Origin of the sequence: Micromonospora sp. NPDC049282 (assembly GCF_043197045.1) — a bacterium.
GTDB lineage: Bacteria > Actinomycetota > Actinomycetes > Mycobacteriales > Micromonosporaceae > Micromonospora.
On record NZ_JBICSL010000008.1, the window covers coordinates 194214 to 211020 of the forward strand.

Genomic DNA, 16807 nt, shown 5'->3' on the forward strand with positions numbered 1-16807 from the left:
TGCCCGCCTTCCGTGTCCCGGCGCGACCCCTTCGGGCCGGCCGCGTGTCCGACGGGCGATCCGAATGCCGCCCGCGACTCCACCCAACATCCTCACGGACCCGACCGACAAATTCGGAGCGGTTTTCGTCATCCGATCGTCACCGGCGGGCCGCGCGGCTGCGACCGCCGCCTCAACGCCTCGCCGGGCGGCGGGTCAGCCGCCGGCCGTGGCCGCGGCGGCGCGGCGGTTCGCCCGCTGGCGGACCCGGCGCAGCGGACGCGGCGTGACCATCCGCTCCACCACCGCGAGCACGCCCTCGACAAGCATCGCCAGACCGGCCACCAGGACACCCCCGGCGATGATCTGACCGCCGCCGGCCGCGATGTCGAGGCCGAAGCCGGCCCGGATGATCTGGCCCAGCCCGCCGCCGTTGACGAACGAGGCCAGCGCGGCGGTGGCCACCACCTGCACGGCCGCGGTCCGGAAACCGGCCGCCAGGTAGGGCACCGCGAGCGGCAGCTCGACCCGGCGCAACACCTGCCCGCCGGAGAGTCCCATCCCGCGCGCCGCGTCCCGGGCCTCCGGATCGGCCTGCCGGACCCCGGTGTACGCGTTGGCCAGCAGCGGCGGCACCGCGAAGACCGCGAGCGCCACCACCACGGACGCGCGGCCGAACCCGAGGAAGGTCAGCGGCAGGATGGTGAGCAGGGCCAGGGTCGGGATCGCCAGGGTGACGTTGGAGACCAGCAGGACCAGCCCGCCACCCCGGCCGCTGTGCCCGAGCCAGAGGCCCACCGGCCAGGCCACCAGGCAGCCGAGCAGCACCGCCAGGGCGGACATGCTCAGGTGCTCGCCGAGGCGGTCCAGCACCCCGCCGGGATTGGTCCAGTTCAGCGGGTCGTTCAGCCAGGTCACCGCCGCCTGCACCGGACTCACCGGGCTTCCCTTCCATTCGCGACTGCGGAGCTCCGCTGCGCTGCACTCCTCGCGCTCACGAGGCTCTCCCGCGCAGCCACGGAGTGAGCAGCCGGCCCACCCCGGCCAGGGCCAGGTCGAGCACCAGCGCCAGCAGCACGCAGAGCACGGTGCCGGTCATGATCTGCGCCTTGTAGAAGTTGTTCTGGAAGCCGGCGAAGATGAGCTGCCCGAGACCGCCACGGCCGACCACCACCCCCACCGTGACCAGGGCCACCGTGGACACGGTGGCCAGCCGTACGCCGGTGAGGATGCCGGGCAGCGCAAGCGGCAGCTCGATCCGGAACAGCCGGCCCCAACGGCCGTAGCCCATGCCCTCGGCGGCCTCCCGCACCTCGGGCGGCACCTGGTTCAGGCCGGCCAGGGTGTTGCGCACGATGACCAGCAACGCGTACAGCGCCACCACGGTGAGCACGGTCGCCGCGCCGATGCCGAGGTAGGGCGCGAGGAAGGCGAACAGCGCCAGCGACGGGATCGTGTAGAGCACCCCGGTCAGCGCCAGGATGGACGCGGCCAGCGACCGGAACCAGTACGCTGCCACCGCGAGCGGCAGCGCCACCAGCGCGGCGATCACCACGGCCCGGGCGGTCAGCCAGGTGTGCTCGCGCAACGCGGCGAGGATGCTGTCAGAGTTGTCCCGCACGTACTGCCAGGAGAACCACGGATTACCCGGGGCGGCCCGGTAGCTCAGGTGGAGGAACACACGTGGACGTTACCCCGGGCACCGACACCGGCCACGGCGCCGCCTCGATCACGCTGGAGCGCATCCGCAAGCGTTATCCGGACGGCACCGAGGCGGTCCGGGAGCTGAGCCTGGAGGTCAAGGCCGGCGAGTTGGTGGTGCTGATCGGCCCGTCCGGCTGCGGCAAGTCCACCGTGCTACGGATGATCAACCGGCTGATCGAGCCGACCGACGGGCGGATCCTGCTCGGCGACGACGACGTCACCCGGGTCGACCCGGTGACGCTGCGCCGCCGGATCGGCTACGTGATCCAGAACGTCGGCCTGTTCCCGCACCAGACCGTGGCCGCCAACGTGGCGACCGTCCCGGGGCTGCTGGGCTGGCCCCGGGACCGGACCCGGACCCGGGTCGGGGAGCTGCTCGAGCTGGTCGGCCTCGACCCGGCGCAGTTCGGCCGGCGCTACCCGCACGAGCTCTCCGGCGGCCAGCGGCAGCGGGTGGGAGTCGCCCGGGCGCTCGCCGCCGACCCGGTGGTGCTGCTGATGGACGAGCCGTTCTCGGCCGTCGACCCGATCGTCCGGACCCGGCTGCAGGAGGAGTTCCTCCGGTTGCAGGCCGAGGTCCGCAAGACCATCGTGCTGGTCACCCACGACCTCGACGAGGCGGTTCGGCTGGGCGACCGGATCGCGGTGCTGTCGGAGGGCGGCGTCCTGGAGCAGTACGACCCACCCGCCGCGCTGCTCGGCTCGCCGGCCTCGGCGTTCGTCCGCGAGTTCGTCGGCGCCGACCGGGGCGTCCGGCGGCTGGCGGTCACCCCGGTGACCGGTGCGGTGCTCGACCCGCTCCCGGCCGGCGACGGAGCCGGCCTGCCCACCGTGGCGCTGGGCAGCTCGGCCTACGACGCGCTGGGCGCGCTGCTCACCTCCGGCGCCGAGCAGGCGGTGGTCACCGAGGAGGGCCGCCCGGTCGGGCTGCTCACCCGGGACCGGGTGCTGACCCTGGGCGCGGTGGACTGAGCCCGACCGCGCCGGGATCAGGCGCGGCCGCCTCGGCCCGCACGACCTGGCCAGGCCGACGATCCCGGTCGGTCAGGCGCGGCCGCCTCGGCCCGCACGACCTGGCCAGGCCGACGATCCCGGTCGGTCAGGCGCGGCCGCCTCGGCCCGCACGACCTCGCCAGGCCGACGATCCCGGTCGGTCAGGCGCGGCCGCCCAGGCTGGCCAGGCCGACGATCCAGCCGGCGAAGAAGCCGTATGTCACGCCGGCGCTCGCGGCCTGGAACGCGGCGTAGAGCGTGCCGTTCGGCCCGAGGAGCGTGGCGAGCAACGCGGCGATCCCGGCCGCCAAGGCGTACGCGCCCCAACCGGAGAGGAACTGGCTGCCCGAGGCCGCCACCCGGTCCACCTGCGGGCCGGGCAGCAGATAGAGCAGCCCCGCGGCCGCCACGAGCAGCAGGATCGCCCGTAGGTTCGCGGTGAGCAGCCCCTCGTCCGCGTGCCACCGCCAGGCCGGCCAGGCCAGCAGCCGCAGGAACCAGCCGCCGGCGCCGGTCGGGTCGGTGTGGCCCTGCGCCCAGCCCACGTACATCGGGCTGCCGCCGACCGCGACGAGCAGGAACGCGGCGAGCGTGCCGGTGCCGGCGGCCGTGCCGTACCGGGGGACGGTGCGGGGGCGGTTGGTGAGGGCCATGGAGCGGTCAGTTCCCGGGCCGCCACGCCGGGCAAACCTGCCCCACCGCGCGGCCGCCCCCGGCCGGCGGACGGCCACCGGATCAGTGCTTCAGCAGGTAGTCGATGAAAGCGGCGCGCAGCAGCGGCGCGGACTCCTCGTAGCCGTGGCCGGTCAGCTCGCGCCACAGCGCGTTGGCCTCGTCGATGGTCGGCCCGACCGAGTTCGGGGCGCCGTCGAGGGCGGCGGCTTCGTCGGCGTTCGGCAGGTGCCGCAGCACCGACCAGAAGAACCCCACGTCGCGACGCTCCCGGGCCAGGTGGAACGCCTGCTCGCGCAGCTCCTCGGTGGAGAGCTTGTCGAGCTCGTCGAAGGTACGGCCGCCGGGGGCAGGAGTCTCCGTCATGCCGCCGAGCCTATCCGGCGAGATCAGCTCCGGCCCGCCGGACGCGACGCCGCCGGTCGGCGTCAGCGGTCGTCGGCGTCCCAGCGTCGCGGCTCGCTGTCCCAGCGCGGCGCCTCCCACGCCTCGACCGGCGTGTCGGTGTCGTTGCGCATCGGTAGCACCGACGGCCAGGTGGCGGCCGGCTCGGGCGCCGGCGTCATCGCCCAGCCGCTGCTGAGCGTGCCGTCGCCGGCCGGCCGGAGCGGGCCGGACGCGCCCGCGCCGGGCGGCGCCGGGCGGGGCCGCCCGAACGTCTCCACCAGGCGGGTGACCAGCAGCCCGGCGCCGAGGACCGCGCCGCCGACCGCCCACCGGCTGACCGTCCAGTCGTGCGCCACGGTCCAGGACAGGAACACCACCACCAGGCAGACCGAGAGCAGGGTGCCGAAGATGCCGCCACGCCGGCCGTACGCGCTGGTGCCGCCGAGCAGCACCGCGCCCACCGCCAGCACCGACCAGTCCAGGCCGGTGCCCGGCGCGACCGTGCGGTCGCCGTTCGCGGCGATCAGCATCCCGCCGAACATCGCCAGCACCATGGAGCCGACGAGTGCCAGCGCGGTCACCGAGGCGGCCACCGCGCCACGCCGCCGGGCCGGGTCGGCGATCGGGCGGAACCGGCCGATCAGCCGGCGCACCGGTTTGATCGCGCCGAAGAGGCCACCGAGGACGGCCACGGCGGCGAAGCCGAGGAAGAGGTAGAGCGCGGTGCGCCGGGGGTCGTAGTCGCCCTGCACGGTGACCGGTGCGGTCCGCCGCTCCAGGTAGACGATCACGCCGGCCGCGCCGGCCAGGCTCGCCGCCCAGCCGGGCACGTGCAGCACCACCACGGCCAGGGCGAGCGCCAACCCGGCGACCGCCGCCACCGCGAGCGCCGGGAGCAACGCCTCCCGGGCGCCCCGGTCGCCCTGCTCGGCGTAGTGCAGCGCGGCGGCGAGCGCGACCGGGCCGATCGCCAGGTTGACCGCAGCCGCCCGCAGGCTCAGGCCGGCGGCCAGGGTGAGCAGGCCGAGCCCGGCCACGTCGACCAGCAGCGTCTTCAGCGCGCCGCCGCGCAACGCGTCCGAGTCTTCCCGCCAGAGCAGCCAGGTCACCGCCGCCAGCCCGGCGAGAAGCAGGAACTCCCAGACCACGTGCACCGCGATCCGGTCCCGGCCGGGCTCGCCGTGGGACGGGTCGTCGAAGACGTTCTCCAGCACCGCGGCGGGCACTCCGGACGACGTCTCCGGTGGGACCGTCCGGCCCGACTCGTCGTACCCCATGTGGCCCGCGCCTCCCAGGTGGCCGCGTCCGGCCCACTCCGCGGGCGGACCGGTGGCGGCCGTCACTCTCCGGTCGCCAGGGACGGTACCTGCGTGCGGAGGGTGGGGGAACCCTGGGATCAGTGGCGCCCGCGCGGCGTCTCCCGGTCGCCCGGCTCCCGGTCCTCGTCGTCCTCCTGCTCCGGCACCCGGCACGAGCGCTCCAACCAGAGCGCGGCCACGACCAGGGCCAGCGAGGCGACCAGCCCGGCGACGGCGGCGGGGCGGTCGCCGACGGCGGCGTTGGTCCGCTCCACGAACAGCCATCCGGTGAGCCCGGCGTAGAAGCCGGTGAAGATGGCTCCGGCCAGCGCGGACGCCTTGGCGAGCACCACGAACCGGGCGACCAGCAGCGGGTTCACCGGCTCCCGGCCGGGCCGGCGCTCGACCCGGGCGCGGGTGTTGGCCGCCGCGTAGCCCTCCAGCACGGCCAACCCGGCCAGCGTGATCACCGGCAGCCAGGGCAGGTCGGGCGCGAAGTCGTAGTAGAAGCCGCTGATCAGCAGCCAGGCCACCGCGGCGGCGGCCAGCCCGGCCACCACCAGCGTGGAGACCCGGGTCGGACCCATCCGGAAGCGGTCGGGGTCCTGCGGGGTCCGGGCCGTACTCATGCCTCCGACTCTAGCGTCAGATCGGGTCGTGGGCTCAGTTCCAGGGCGTCGGCGGCCAGCGGCTCGGCGTTGAGCAGGTCGGTCAGCCAGCCGTGCCCGGGCAGCCGGCCGTGCGGCTCGATGTCGATCCACGGCCGCAGCACGAAGGCACGCAGGTGCGCCCGGGGATGCGGGAGCGTCAGCTCGGGGTCGTCGGCGAGCATCGGCTGCCCGGCGTCGTCCCAGACCACGATCACGTCCACGTCCAGCGTGCGCGGCCCGTACCGCCGGGCCGGGTCGCGGGTCCGCCCGGCCGCCGCCTCCGCGGCCCGGGCCCGCGTCAGCCAGTCGCCCGGCGCCGCCGCCGGGTCCGCGACCATCACCGCCGCGTTCAGGTACGCGGGCTGCTCCGCGTCCCCCCACGGTGGAGTCTCGTAGACGCCGGAAACCAGCAGCACGTCGTCGCCAAGCGCGGCCACCGCGCCGCGCAGGTGGCCGAGGCGGTCGCCGAGGTTGCTGCCGATCGACAGCACGGCCCGGGTCACCGGGTACGCCGCAGGGTGACGGCCACGTCCCGGAAGGCGTGCGGGATCGGGGCCTCCGGCTTGTGCACGGTCACCGTCGCGGCGGCGACCCGCGGGTCCGCCAGGCAGATCGCGAGCAGCCGGTCGGCCAGCGTCTCGATCAGGTTCACCGGCTCGCCGGTGACCACCGCGACCAGCCGCTCGGCCAGCTCGCCGTAGTGCACGGTGTCGGTCACCTCGTCGGAGCGGGCGGCCGGGCCCAGGTCGAGTTCGAGCACCGCGTCGACCACGAACTCCTGCCCCTGGGCCCGCTCGAAGTCGTAGACCCCGTGCCGGCCGTGCGCGCGCAGGCCGGTCAGCTCGATCCGGTCGGTCATCGGTCCCCTCCGCGGCCGGCGCCGGCCGCGCCGGCGGTCGTACCGGTCCGCGCCGCGCCCGCCAGCCGCGGGCTGCCGGTGGCCCGCCAGACGGCGAGCGCGTCGGCGGTGCCGCGGACGTCGTGCACGCGTACCCCCCAGGCGCCGGCCGCCACCGCCAGCACGCTTGTCGCGACCGTCGCGGCCTCCCGCCCGGCGGTGGGGCGGGGAGCGCCGGCCGGGTCGGCGAGCAGCCGACCCAGGTAGGACTTCCGGCTGGACCCGAACAGCACCGGGAAGCCGAGATCGACCAGCTCGGGCAGGCGGGCGCTGAGCTCCCAGTTGTGCGCGGCGGTCTTGGCGAAGCCGAGCCCCGGGTCCACGATGATCCGGTCGGCGGCGACCCCGGCGGCGAGCGCCGCGTCGACCCGCTGACCCAGCTCGGCCCGGACGTCGGCCACCACGTCGGTGTAGGTGGCCAGGTCGCGCATCTGCCGGGAGTGCCCCCGCCAGTGCATGAGCACCCAGGGGCAGCCCGCGTCGCGGACCACCCGCGCCATGTCCGGGTCGGCGAGCCCGCCGGACACGTCGTTCACCACGTCCGCGCCGGCGGCGAGCACGGCCTCGGCGACCCGGGCCCGGCTGGTGTCGATGCTGACCGGGATGCCGGCGGCGCTCAGCTCGCGGATCACCGGCAGCACCCGGGCGGTCTCGGTCTCCGCGTCGATCCGGTCGGCGCCGGGCCGGGTGGACTCGCCGCCGACGTCGACGAGGTCCGCGCCGGCCGCGCGAAGTCGCACCCCGTGTGCGACGGCGGCGCCCAGATCGGCGTATCTGCCGCCGTCGGAGAAGGAGTCGGGGGTGACGTTGAGGACGCCCATCACCACCGGGGCGTCCGCTCGTACCAGATCGGTCACGGACCCGACAGTACCGTTCGCCGACCGGGCTTCCGGCGACCGGGCGAGCCCCGGATCCGGTGGCCCTGACGTGCAGATTGGAACAGGTGTACGATCGGTCGTCCGGGTCGATCCGGGTCCACTCTTCGCGGCTTGTCGCAAAGGTGGCCGGGCCGTACGCTTTGGAATTGCCCAGCATCGAGATGGCGAAGCCTGGAGGGAGGGCCGAAGCGGGAAGAATCCGCCCAAAGCTCACCACTCTTCGTGGTGGGTGACGGACTCAGCGTCGACGGCGCTGTCTCTGACGAGCACCATCCCGCCAGGCTTGCCTAACTGCACCATCGCGGCACCGCCGGCCGCGACCTTTGGGGAGGTTTCCAGTGATCGCCATCGAGCTCATGGCAACGGCGACGACCGCCGTCGACCACGCGCTCCACACCCTGGCGTCGACTCCACTCGCCGAGCCGGCCCCGAAGGGCATCGACACCGACAACGTCGTCACCTTCTTCGCCAGCAAGGTCGCGCCGATCCTGCTCGCCGTCCTCGGCGTGATCTTCATCGGCCGGGCCAGCCGGGGTGAGATCTCCAAGGTGCTGACCAGTTCGGCCATCGCCATCATCGGGCTGGCCTTCATCGCCGGCGCGGCCACACTCTTCTTCGTCGGCGACTACCTGATCAACCTCATCTTCGAGTAGGGCGTTGGGCGACGATGCGGCTGCGCACCGACGACGACATCTACCGGGCACGCCTGGTCTACCTGGGCCCGCCCGGCTACACCCTTCCCGTCCACCTGCCGTACGCCCAGTACGGCCTGTTCATGCTGCTCGTACCCCTCTACGTGTTCATCCACTGGTTGTTCACGCTCCAGGTCGAGCTCTTTCCCGCCTGGGAGATCTCGCTCGCCATCGTGACGACCTCGTTCATCTTCCGGTACGTCGATCCGGACCGGCCGGCGCGGATGGTCATCCGGACCGCGCTGACCGACTGGCGACGCACCCGGGAGCCGGCCGCCGAGCTGCGGGACCCGCGCCTCGTCGCGAGCCGGATCAGGATCCGGGAGGAACTGGCATGACCGGGCGTACACCGACGGTGCAGACGAACGACGCGGGTGAGGCGGTCGCATGAGTCGCTCTTCCACGCCGGGTTCCCCGGCCGGGCGCCCGGCCGGCCCGCCCGGTCACCGTGCGCGATCGTTCGACTACCCGACCGACGAGGAACTGGACGAGGTCGTCCTGGACCCGGCGCTGGTCACCAGCCCCGGGCACGGCCGGGTCGGCGTCTTCCAGCCACCGCGTCCACTCGCCGCGCGCGGCCCGGAACCCCGGGAGCCGGCACGCCCCGACGGCGACATCGACTCGCCCTTCCTCGACCTGTTCGGCGGCGCGCAGCCCCGGGTCCGTCGCCCCGCCACCTCCGCCATCCCGCCGGCCCAGCAGGTGGAGCCGGTGGTGGCGCCACCCCGACGGGGGGTGGGCCGCGACGCCCTGCCGATCCCGCACCAACCCGCCGCACCGGTCGAGGCGGCGCCGCCGGTCGACCCCGGGCGGCCGGCCCGCGAGCAGGCCCCCGGCGTACGCCCGGTGGGGCGACCCCGACCCGAGACCGCGATCACCGCACCCGCGCCGCCACCCGCGATCGACCCGCCGCCCGCGACCCGCAACCGGGTGCCGCTGCAGGTGGGTGACCGGCTGCCCGCGCTCCGGCCCACCGCCGAACCGGAGCCGGCCGACGAGCCCGTCGCCCTGCCGGCGCCCGCCGAGGTACGCGGCCCCGGTCATCGCACCGAGCGGCGCGAGCCGGGACCCGAGCCGGTGGACGCGTACCCGATGCCGGCCGCGCCGTCCCGAGAGGTCGGCCGGCCGGCGCACCGGGAGGTCACGCCGCCCCGGCAGCGCTCCGCCGAACGCCGCGGCAAGCCGGCCAAGCCGGTCCGGGTCCGCGCCCCGAAGATCAAGTTCGGCGACCGGGACCCGTCGGTCGAGCTGGCCATCACCGAGATCGCCGGCCACCTCACCTTCACCCCCAACACGGTCACCGCGTGGTACTGGCTGCCCGAGGTGCGCTGGGCGTTCCGGCCGGACGCGGAACGCGAGGCGCTGCTCTCGGCGATCTCCGAGCAGTACGCCGGCCTGGCCGGGTTCCGGCTGCACCTGCGCCGCACCACCCGGCCCTTCCCGGCCGACGAGTGGGCCCGCACCATCGACGGGCTCACCGCCTCTCCGCTGCCCGACGTGCCCGGCACCACCGGCTGGGCCGACCACCTGGTCGCCGCCCAGCGGCACCTGATGTCGGTCAACCACGCCGAGGGCCAGACCTACCTCGGCGTCACCTTCGCCCGCCGGTCGCTCGGCGACTCGCTCACCGAGCGGCTGCTGCGCACGTTCGGCCGAGGCACCGCCGACGGCGAACGACGCCGGCTGGGCCGCACCGTCGAGCAGTTCGACGAGGTGCTCGGCGCGTTCGGCATGCGCGGCCGTCGGGTCAGCGCGCCCGAGCTGGAGTGGCTGCTCTACCGCTCGGTGGCGCTCTGCATGGCGCCGCCCGGCGTGCTCTCCCCGATCACCAACGGCCGGTGGGAACGCGGCGACCTGCTGGCCCTCACCGAGCAGGTCGAGCGCTACCGCACCCCGTACGGCTCGACCGTCAAGCTGGTCAACCGGATGACCGGCGAGGAACGGCACGTGGCCGTGCTCGCGGTCGGCCGGATGGAGCCGCTGGAGATCCCCGAGCGGCACGAGCCCTGGCTGCACTTCCACGAGCGGCTGCCGTGGCCGATGGAACTGTCGACCCGGGTCGACATCCTCGGCCCCAACGACTCCTTCCGGAACCTCGAACACCGGCTCCGGATGATCCGCTCCCAGCAGCTCGACTACGCCGAGCACGGCATCGACGCGCCGCCCGAGCTGGAACGACTGGCCAAGCGGGCACTGGTCATCGGCGACGAGATGACCACCGGGCTGCCGGTCGACTCGGCCCGCGCGCACGGCTGGCACCGGATCGCGGTCGGCGGCCGCACCCGGGAGGAATGCCTGGAACGGGCCCGCCGGCTCATCCAGCTCTACTCCCGCGAGCTGCGGATCTCGCTCCAGCACCCGAAGAACCAGGACTGGCTGGCCCGCGAGTTCATCCCCGGCGAGCCCATCGCCAACACCGGCTACGTCCGGCGGATGCCGGTCAACCTGCTCGCCGCCGCGCTGCCCCAGGCCGCGAGCACCGTCGGTGACCGGCGCGGCGACCTGATCGGCCGCACCGCCGGCACCTGTCGCCGCCCGGTCTTCCTCGACCTGCACTTCCCGATGGAGGTCCGCGAGCGTTCCGGCCTCGCCGTCTTCGTCGCCGAACCGGGTGGCGGCAAGTCCACGCTGCTCGGCGCGCTCGGCTACCTGTCCGCGCGGCGGGGCGTGCAGGTGACGCTGCTCGACCCGTCCGGGCCGCTGGCCCGGCTCTGTGCCATGCCCGAGCTTGCGCCCTACTCGCGGGTGCTCAACCTGACCGGGTCCGAGCAGGGCACCCTGGCGCCGTACGCGCTGATCCCCACGCCGTTGCGCAGCGAGTTCACCACCGGGCCGGCCGGCGACCGGGAGTTCGAGATCGCCGTCTCCAACGCCCGGGCCGAGCGCCGGATGCTGGTGCAGGACATCTGCATGATGCTGGTGCCGCCGCAGGTGGCCCGGGAGGCGTCCACCGCCACGCTGTTCCGGCACGCGGTCCGCCAGGTGCCGGCCGAGGAGACGTCCACCCTGGACGACGTGGTGACCTGCCTGCAGGGTCTCGACGACGACGCCGGCCGCGAGCTGGCGAACCTGCTGCTCGACACCGCCGAGATGCCGCTGGCCATGCTCTTCTTCGGCCGGCCGCCGGAAGGGCTGCTCGGCGCCGACGCCGCGCTCACCGTGATCACCATGGCCGGCCTCCGGCTGCCCGACCTCAAGATCGAACGGGAGTACTGGTCGGCCGAGGAGGCCCTGGCCCTGCCGATGCTGCACACCGCGCACCGGCTCGCGGTCCGCCGCTGCTACGGCGGCTCGATGTCCTCCCGGAAGCTGGTCGGCCTGGACGAGGCGCACTTCATGGAGGGCTGGCGCTCCGGGCGGTCGTTCCTGGTCCGACTCGCCCGCGACTCCCGCAAGTGGAACCTGGCCGCGCTCGTCGCCTCACAGAACCCGAAGGACATCCTCGGCCTCGACGTGCAGAACCTCGTCTCCACCGTCTTCGTCGGCCGCATCGCCGAGGACAGCGAGATCGCCTCCGAGGCGCTCCGGCTGCTGCGGGTGCCGGTCGACGACGGCTACGAGGCGACCCTCGCCTCGCTCTCCCAGGCCGACAGCGGATCGGCGAACCGGCTCGGGTTCCGTGAGTTCGTCATGCGCGACGTCGACGGGCGCGTGCAGAAGGTCCGGGTCGACGTGTCGTACGTCGACGGGCTGCTGAAGCACCTGGACACCACCCCCGCCGCGGTCGCCCAGGCCGCCGGGCAACTGCCGACCGTGCTGGCTGATCTGGAGGCGTGACATGGCGAGGGCCCGGGCACGGATCGCGGCGCTCCTCATCGCTCTCGGCGTACTCGCCGGAGCCACGATCTCCTGGCCGCTGATCGGCGCCACACCCGCGTACGCCGCCGGCCCGACCATCCAGGCGCGGGCGGAGCTGTGCAGCACCAAGGAGTGGCAGACCGACTTCCGGACCTGCGTCGGCCGGCTGAAGGAGGTCAGCCAGGACCAGGTCGAGTGCCGTAACGCCCCGGTCCCCGGCGCACCGGACTCCGGCCTGGCCGGCTGGTTCGCGTCCCGGCCCGACTCGGCCAAGCAGCCCGGCCCGAAGGGCCTCTACAGCGACTACGGGTACGCCGGTTACAGCTACACCACGTACGACGTGGACGGCGGCTGCGCCTCGTCGGTGCTCCATCCGGACTACCGCTTCACCACCATGGTGGCGAACGGCGAGTTCATGTTCGCCAACGCGGTGATCGGCGCGTCGAACGCGCTGCGGGAACGCGCGTGGGATCCCCGGACCATGTGGCGCTGGGCGGACCCGTTGGTGGAGCAGGCCACCAAGGCCGTCTACCAGAAGGTGTTCAGCGTCTTCGGCATCATCACGATCTGCGTGGTCGGCCTCTACCTGCTCTGGCGCTCCCGCCAGTCGGACATGAGCAACGCGATGACCACGGCCGGCTGGGCCATCCTGGTGATGGTGGCGGTGACCGCGTTGGCCGCCTGGCCGGTGAAGTCCGCGAACATCGCCGACAGCACGCTGATCACCACGCTCGGCGTCGTGCACGACGCGGTCGGTCCATCCGCCCGGGACACTCCGCCCGGCCAGTGCGACGACCCGAATCCCGAGGCGTGCAAGGACCATCGCCCGCCAGCCGTGCGGGCCAGTGACACCGCCACCGAGACCATGCTCTACCGCAACTGGCTGCGCGGCGTGCTCGGCTCCGCCGACAGCGAGACCGCGAAGAAGTACGGCCAGGCGCTCTACGACGCGAAGTCACTGAACTGGGACGAGGCGGCGTCGATCCGCTCCAATCCGGCCACCCGCGATGTCGTAATCAAGGCCAAGCAGCAGCAGTGGGCGCGGGTCGCCGAGCAGATCAAGTCGGAGGACCCGGAGGCGTACGAGTATCTCCAGGGCACCAAGGACATGGACCGGATCGGGGCCGGCTTCATCGCGGTCCTGGCGTCGCTGCTCTTCGCCATGTTCGACCTGACCGCGTCGGTGCTGGTGCTGCTCGGGTTCCTGATCTTCCGGTGGGCGGTGATCGCGGCGCCGATCCTCGGCACGGTCGGTCTGATGCGCCCGGCCAGCGCCGGACTCCGCCGGCTGGCCAACGCCGTGGTGGCCGCCGTGTTCAACATCGCCATCTTCGGCACCGGCGCGGCCATCTACCTCTTCGCGGTCGACCTGATCATGAATACGACCACGCTGCCCGGCTGGCTCCAGGTGGTCCTGGTCTGGCTCTGCGGGGTGGTGGGGTGGTTGCTGCTGCGGCCGTACCGGCGGATCACCCAGCTCGGCGGCAAGGACAGCAGCGAGGCGGTCAGTTCGGCCGGCTCCTGGCATCGCCGGTTCTTCCGGGACATGCGGATCGCCGCCCGGCTGGACGTGGCCGAGCCGGGCGGCACCAACGAGCCGGCGCTCGGCCGGCGGCGCGGTGTGCTGGCCGACCAGCGCAGCCTCCGCCCGGAGGCCCGGCACGAGGATCCGGCGCACTCCGCCACGACTGTGGAACGGGACCGGCCGGACGGGCGGGAACGGCCGGACGAGGCGCCCGCGACCGAGCGCCGTTCCGGACGTCCCACCGCCGCGCCCCGGCCGCGCCGCGCGCCGTCCACCTGGACCGAGCCGGACGTGCCCGAGGAGGCGCCCTCCTACGCCGTCTACCGGCCGGACTCGGCGGATCGCGGCACGCCGGCCGCCCGGCCGGCGCCGCGAATCCGCTCCGAGGCCAGGTGACACCGGTGCGGCGGGCGGTGGAATTCCTGTTCACCCGGGTCCTCCGGTCCCGGCTCGGCGTCGCGCTGGTGATCGCCGTCCTGGTCTTCGGGGTGATCGGCTCGGCGCGGCTCGTCTCCGGGCCCGGCGACCCGGGCGCCGGCGTGGCCGTCCGCCCCACCCAACCGATCAGCACGGCGGACCCGGAGGCCGGTGAGGACGGGGTGCTGTCCAGCCCGCCGGCCGCGGTCGCCCCGAAGACCCGCCCGGGTGAGCAGACGCCGGAGCAGGTCGCCGACCGGTTCACCACGGCCTGGCTGACCGGCCCGGGCAGCGCAGCCGACGCCTGGCAGGCCAGGCTGCGCCCGCTCTGCACCCCCGCGCTGGTGGAGAAGATGACCGGCGCCGACCCGGAGACGGTGCCCGCGCGGCGGGCCGCCGGCCCGCCGACGCTCCGCCCCCGCACCGAGTCCTTCGTGGAGGTGTCGATCCCGCTGGACAGCGGCACGCTCCGGCTCGAACTGGTCGCCCCGGACGGGCCGTGGCTGGTGGACGCGGTCGACTGGGAGCGGTCGTGAGCACCGGGCCGGCCGTCGCCGCGCGGGTCCGTCGCAAGCTGCGCGTCGGCGTGCTGGCCACCGCGGTCACCGCCGTGCTCACGCTGCTCTGCTGTGTCGGCGGCGCCGGCGCCTTCTTCCTCACCGAGCTGGGCGGCGACCCGGAGGACCCGAAGCTCGCCGGCCTGAGCTGCGACCCCGCCTACCAGGTGAACTTGACCGGGGACATGCCTCGCTTCGCCGAGTACGGCGACGGCCAGCTGCGCAACGCCGCTGTCATCATCAAGGTGGGGCAGGACATGAAACTGCCCGCCCGCGGCTGGGTGATCGCGCTGGCCACCGCGATGCAGGAGTCCGCGCTGCGCAACCTGGCCAACAGCACGGTGCCGGCGTCGCTGGCCCTGCCGCACGAAGGGGTGGGCGCCGACCACGACTCGGTGGGCCTGTTCCAGCAGCGGCCCGGCTGGGGCACCGTCGAGCAGCGGATGACGCCCTCGTACGCGGCCCGCAAGTTCTACCAGAAGATGGTGAGGGTGCCGAACTGGCAGCAGCGACCGCTCAGCGTGGTGGCGCAGCGGGTGCAGGTCAGCGCGTTCCCCGACGCGTACGCCAAGCATGAGGGGCTGGCCGGGCGGATCGTCGACGCGCTCGCCGGTGGAGCGGCCCGGACCGTCGAGATCGCCGGCAAGGCCGTCTGCGACGCCGCGGCCGGGGCCCGGATCGCCGCCTCCGGCTGGACCGCGCCGCTGCCCGGCGGCGTGGTCTCCGGCTTCCGGACCGAGGCCCGCCCGAGCCACGACGGCGTGGACCTGGCCGCGGGCAAACGCACCCCGATCCACGCCGCGTCCGCCGGCCGGGTGCTGGTGGCCCGCTGCGACCCCGACCACTCCGGCCGGCGGGACTGCGACCGGGACGGCTGGCCGGACAAGGGCGGCTGCGGATGGTTCGTGGACATCCTGCACGCCGAGGGCTTCATCACCCGCTACTGCCACATGATCGAACGGCCCCGGGTGCGCCCGGGGCAGGAGGTCGCTGCGGGCGAGGTGATCGGGCTCTCCGGCACCAGCGGCAACTCCTCCGGCCCGCACCTGCACTTCGAGGTGCACCACGACAGCGACCGGTCCAGCCGCGGCGCCGAGAACCCGGTGCCGTTCATGCGCGAACGGGGCGCGCCCCTGGGCGAGGCCGAATGAGGTCCCGCCGATGAGCAACCCGCTTCCCGATCCCTTCGCGGACCGGCCCGACTGGGCCCCGCTGCCACCCCGCCCGGTCGACGTCGTGCCCGCCGTCGGCGGGGCCGAACTGCGCGGTCGCCGCGTGCTGGTCGGCCTGCCCGGTCTCGGCTGGCGCGGCGACCTGCGCGCCGACGAGCGGGTGGTGCAGGGCAGCCGCACCTACGTGCCGGTCATCCCGGAACACGAGTGGTACCGGGCCGAGTCCGAGCAGGTGGAGGTGTTCGCGCCGCTGGTGCCGGTGGAACGAGTCTGGGTCGAGACGGTCGGCGAACGACGACCGCCCCCGGCCTCCACCGGACCGGGCATCCGGCTGGTCTCGCTCGACGCGCCGACCCGCCGGCCGCCCACGCCGGTGTTCGAGGCCGACGCCGTGACCGGGCGACGGGTGGTGCATGTGGACGGCGGCGCGGAGCGACGCGACCTGCGCGCGGTCACCGAGACCTACTCCGGCGCGGACGGCGACATCTGCGTCCGGGTGGCGCCGGAGCTGGAGTGGTACCGCTGGGCCTGGCGCGGCCAGACACCCACCACCCTGGAGGTGCCGGTCCACCTGCTCTGGTTGGAGTAACGTCCTCAGCCGAGCCGATCTGCGCCGCAGACGCGCCAACCATCCTTGTTGTCCACTAGGTCAAAGCGCCACGCCTCCCGGCGGCTGCTTCGTGGCTGACCGTCTTGCGAGCTCGAAATGGCGAGCGTCGTCGTAACTGATTCGCCTTGCCCATCCTTGACTCGGACCAGAGGGCCCCAACTCACCTTGATCACCACATTGAAGTTGGCCTCACGCTGCTCCAACTCCGCCCGTAGAGCACGCATCCCCTCAAGACCGGCTGCGCTTTTGCAGGAAAACTCCTGGGCCTTGGTGTCATTTCGCTCGATGAGGTAGGCCTGGACATAGTTGGCGACCACCACGTCCGGGGCGCTGCGGTCCGGGGCTGTCGCCCGGTCGTAGAGCACGAAACCGACCACCGCGCCGCCCGTGCAGAGCAACGCCAACACCCCCGCGACGATCGCGAGCACGGTGCGCAGCGGGCGCTTCGGCCGCACCGGCGCCGGAGCGGGCGCGGGGGGCGCCACCTGCTCCGGCGGGGTTCGCTGCGCCGGTACCCGGGAGACCTGGGAACCGGCGGAGGGCTGCACTGATTCCACCTCCTGAGGCTATCGGCTAC

General features: G+C 73.9%; 18 protein-coding genes. 8 read left to right on the forward strand and 10 right to left on the reverse strand.

All coding sequences use genetic code 11. The features are described from left to right. Positions 1-195 precede the first annotated feature (195 nt). Positions 196-918, reverse strand: a complete 723-nt coding sequence (locus ACGFI2_RS15730) for an ABC transporter permease (protein WP_393516730.1) — start codon at positions 916-918, stop codon at positions 196-198. Between the two features lie 55 nt (positions 919-973). Then, the gene (locus ACGFI2_RS15735) at positions 974-1660 is read right to left on the reverse strand and encodes an ABC transporter permease (protein ID WP_393516733.1); all 687 of its coding nucleotides are present in this window, start codon (positions 1658-1660) and stop codon (positions 974-976) included. A gap of 2 nt (positions 1661-1662) precedes the next feature. On the opposite strand from ACGFI2_RS15735, the gene ACGFI2_RS15740 reads away from it, so the two are divergent. Next, the gene (locus ACGFI2_RS15740) at positions 1663-2655 is read left to right on the forward strand and encodes an ABC transporter ATP-binding protein (RefSeq protein WP_393516736.1); all 993 of its coding nucleotides are present in this window, start codon (positions 1663-1665) and stop codon (positions 2653-2655) included. 182 nt (positions 2656-2837) lie between these two features. Here ACGFI2_RS15740 and ACGFI2_RS15745 read toward each other — a convergent pair whose 3' ends face one another. The 7 genes from ACGFI2_RS15745 to folP all read right to left on the reverse strand — a co-directional run bounded on the left by ACGFI2_RS15745 (position 2838) and on the right by folP (position 7438). Continuing rightward, a complete protein-coding gene (locus ACGFI2_RS15745; protein WP_393516739.1) occupies positions 2838-3329 on the reverse strand; it encodes a hypothetical protein in 492 nt (163 codons plus the stop codon). 82 nt (positions 3330-3411) lie between these two features. Next, the gene (locus ACGFI2_RS15750) at positions 3412-3714 is read right to left on the reverse strand and encodes a hypothetical protein (protein WP_393516742.1); all 303 of its coding nucleotides are present in this window, start codon (positions 3712-3714) and stop codon (positions 3412-3414) included. Between the two features lie 62 nt (positions 3715-3776). Beyond that, the gene (locus ACGFI2_RS15755) at positions 3777-5012 is read right to left on the reverse strand and encodes an ABC transporter permease (RefSeq protein ID WP_393516745.1); all 1236 of its coding nucleotides are present in this window, start codon (positions 5010-5012) and stop codon (positions 3777-3779) included. A 119-nt stretch (positions 5013-5131) separates the two neighbouring features. Continuing rightward, complete coding sequence (locus ACGFI2_RS15760; protein WP_393516945.1) at positions 5132-5620, reverse strand: DUF3180 domain-containing protein; 489 nt, start codon at positions 5618-5620, stop codon at positions 5132-5134. Between the two features lie 38 nt (positions 5621-5658). Next, on the reverse strand, positions 5659-6186 hold the full coding sequence (folK, locus tag ACGFI2_RS15765) for a 2-amino-4-hydroxy-6-hydroxymethyldihydropteridine diphosphokinase (RefSeq protein ID WP_393516747.1): 528 nt from the start codon (positions 6184-6186) through the stop codon (positions 5659-5661). After that, positions 6183-6542, reverse strand: a complete 360-nt coding sequence (gene folB / locus ACGFI2_RS15770; RefSeq protein WP_393516750.1) for a dihydroneopterin aldolase — start codon at positions 6540-6542, stop codon at positions 6183-6185. Before folB ends, folK begins: the two co-directional genes overlap by 4 nt. Next, positions 6539-7438, reverse strand: a complete 900-nt coding sequence (gene folP, locus ACGFI2_RS15775; protein WP_393516753.1) for a dihydropteroate synthase — start codon at positions 7436-7438, stop codon at positions 6539-6541. The genes folB and folP overlap by 4 nt, the downstream gene beginning before the upstream one ends. A gap of 359 nt (positions 7439-7797) precedes the next feature. On the opposite strand from folP, the gene ACGFI2_RS15780 reads away from it, so the two are divergent. The 7 genes from ACGFI2_RS15780 to ACGFI2_RS15810 are packed head-to-tail and all read left to right on the forward strand — an operon-like array spanning position 7798 to position 16209. Next, positions 7798-8112 carry a hypothetical protein gene (locus ACGFI2_RS15780; RefSeq protein WP_181570737.1) on the forward strand — a complete coding sequence of 105 codons (315 nt, stop codon included), beginning with the start codon at positions 7798-7800 and terminating at the stop codon, positions 8110-8112. A gap of 14 nt (positions 8113-8126) precedes the next feature. Further along, complete coding sequence (locus ACGFI2_RS15785; protein WP_089157613.1) at positions 8127-8489, forward strand: hypothetical protein; 363 nt, start codon at positions 8127-8129, stop codon at positions 8487-8489. Positions 8490-8538: 49 nt separating this feature from the next. Further along, the gene (locus ACGFI2_RS15790) at positions 8539-11928 is read left to right on the forward strand and encodes an ATP-binding protein (protein ID WP_393516758.1); all 3390 of its coding nucleotides are present in this window, start codon (positions 8539-8541) and stop codon (positions 11926-11928) included. 1 nt (position 11929) lies between these two features. Continuing rightward, positions 11930-13870, forward strand: a complete 1941-nt coding sequence (locus tag ACGFI2_RS15795; RefSeq protein ID WP_393516761.1) for an MFS transporter — start codon at positions 11930-11932, stop codon at positions 13868-13870. After that, complete coding sequence (locus ACGFI2_RS15800) at positions 13867-14427, forward strand: hypothetical protein (protein ID WP_393516763.1); 561 nt, start codon at positions 13867-13869, stop codon at positions 14425-14427. Before ACGFI2_RS15795 ends, ACGFI2_RS15800 begins: the two co-directional genes overlap by 4 nt. Continuing rightward, positions 14424-15599 (forward strand): M23 family metallopeptidase, encoded by a 1176-nt coding sequence (locus tag ACGFI2_RS15805; RefSeq protein ID WP_393516765.1) that lies wholly within the window; start codon positions 14424-14426, stop codon positions 15597-15599. The genes ACGFI2_RS15800 and ACGFI2_RS15805 overlap by 4 nt, the downstream gene beginning before the upstream one ends. A gap of 10 nt (positions 15600-15609) precedes the next feature. Beyond that, positions 15610-16209 (forward strand): hypothetical protein, encoded by a 600-nt coding sequence (locus ACGFI2_RS15810; protein ID WP_393516768.1) that lies wholly within the window; start codon positions 15610-15612, stop codon positions 16207-16209. A 5-nt stretch (positions 16210-16214) separates the two neighbouring features. On the opposite strand, the gene ACGFI2_RS15815 is transcribed toward ACGFI2_RS15810, so the two are convergent. Next, complete coding sequence (locus ACGFI2_RS15815; RefSeq protein ID WP_393516948.1) at positions 16215-16778, reverse strand: hypothetical protein; 564 nt, start codon at positions 16776-16778, stop codon at positions 16215-16217. Positions 16779-16807 lie beyond the last annotated feature (29 nt).

Bases quoted from the DNA above. Each gene is read 5' to 3' on its own strand.
- ACGFI2_RS15745 (WP_393516739.1), bottom strand. From the start codon at position 3,329: ATGGCCCTCACCAACCGCCCCCGCACCGTCCCCCGGTACGGCACGGCC.
- ACGFI2_RS15750 (WP_393516742.1), bottom strand. From the start codon at position 3,714: ATGACGGAGACTCCTGCCCCCGGCGGCCGTACCTTCGACGAGCTCGAC.
- ACGFI2_RS15755 (WP_393516745.1), bottom strand. From the start codon at position 5,012: ATGGGGTACGACGAGTCGGGCCGGACGGTCCCACCGGAGACGTCGTCC.
- ACGFI2_RS15760 (WP_393516945.1), bottom strand. From the start codon at position 5,620: ATGGGTCCGACCCGGGTCTCCACGCTGGTGGTGGCCGGGCTGGCCGCC.
- folB (WP_393516750.1), bottom strand. From the start codon at position 6,542: ATGACCGACCGGATCGAGCTGACCGGCCTGCGCGCGCACGGCCGGCAC.
- ACGFI2_RS15785 (WP_089157613.1), top strand. From the start codon at position 8,127: ATGCGGCTGCGCACCGACGACGACATCTACCGGGCACGCCTGGTCTAC.
- ACGFI2_RS15790 (WP_393516758.1), top strand. From the start codon at position 8,539: ATGAGTCGCTCTTCCACGCCGGGTTCCCCGGCCGGGCGCCCGGCCGGC.
- ACGFI2_RS15795 (WP_393516761.1), top strand. From the start codon at position 11,930: ATGGCGAGGGCCCGGGCACGGATCGCGGCGCTCCTCATCGCTCTCGGC.
- ACGFI2_RS15810 (WP_393516768.1), top strand. From the start codon at position 15,610: ATGAGCAACCCGCTTCCCGATCCCTTCGCGGACCGGCCCGACTGGGCC.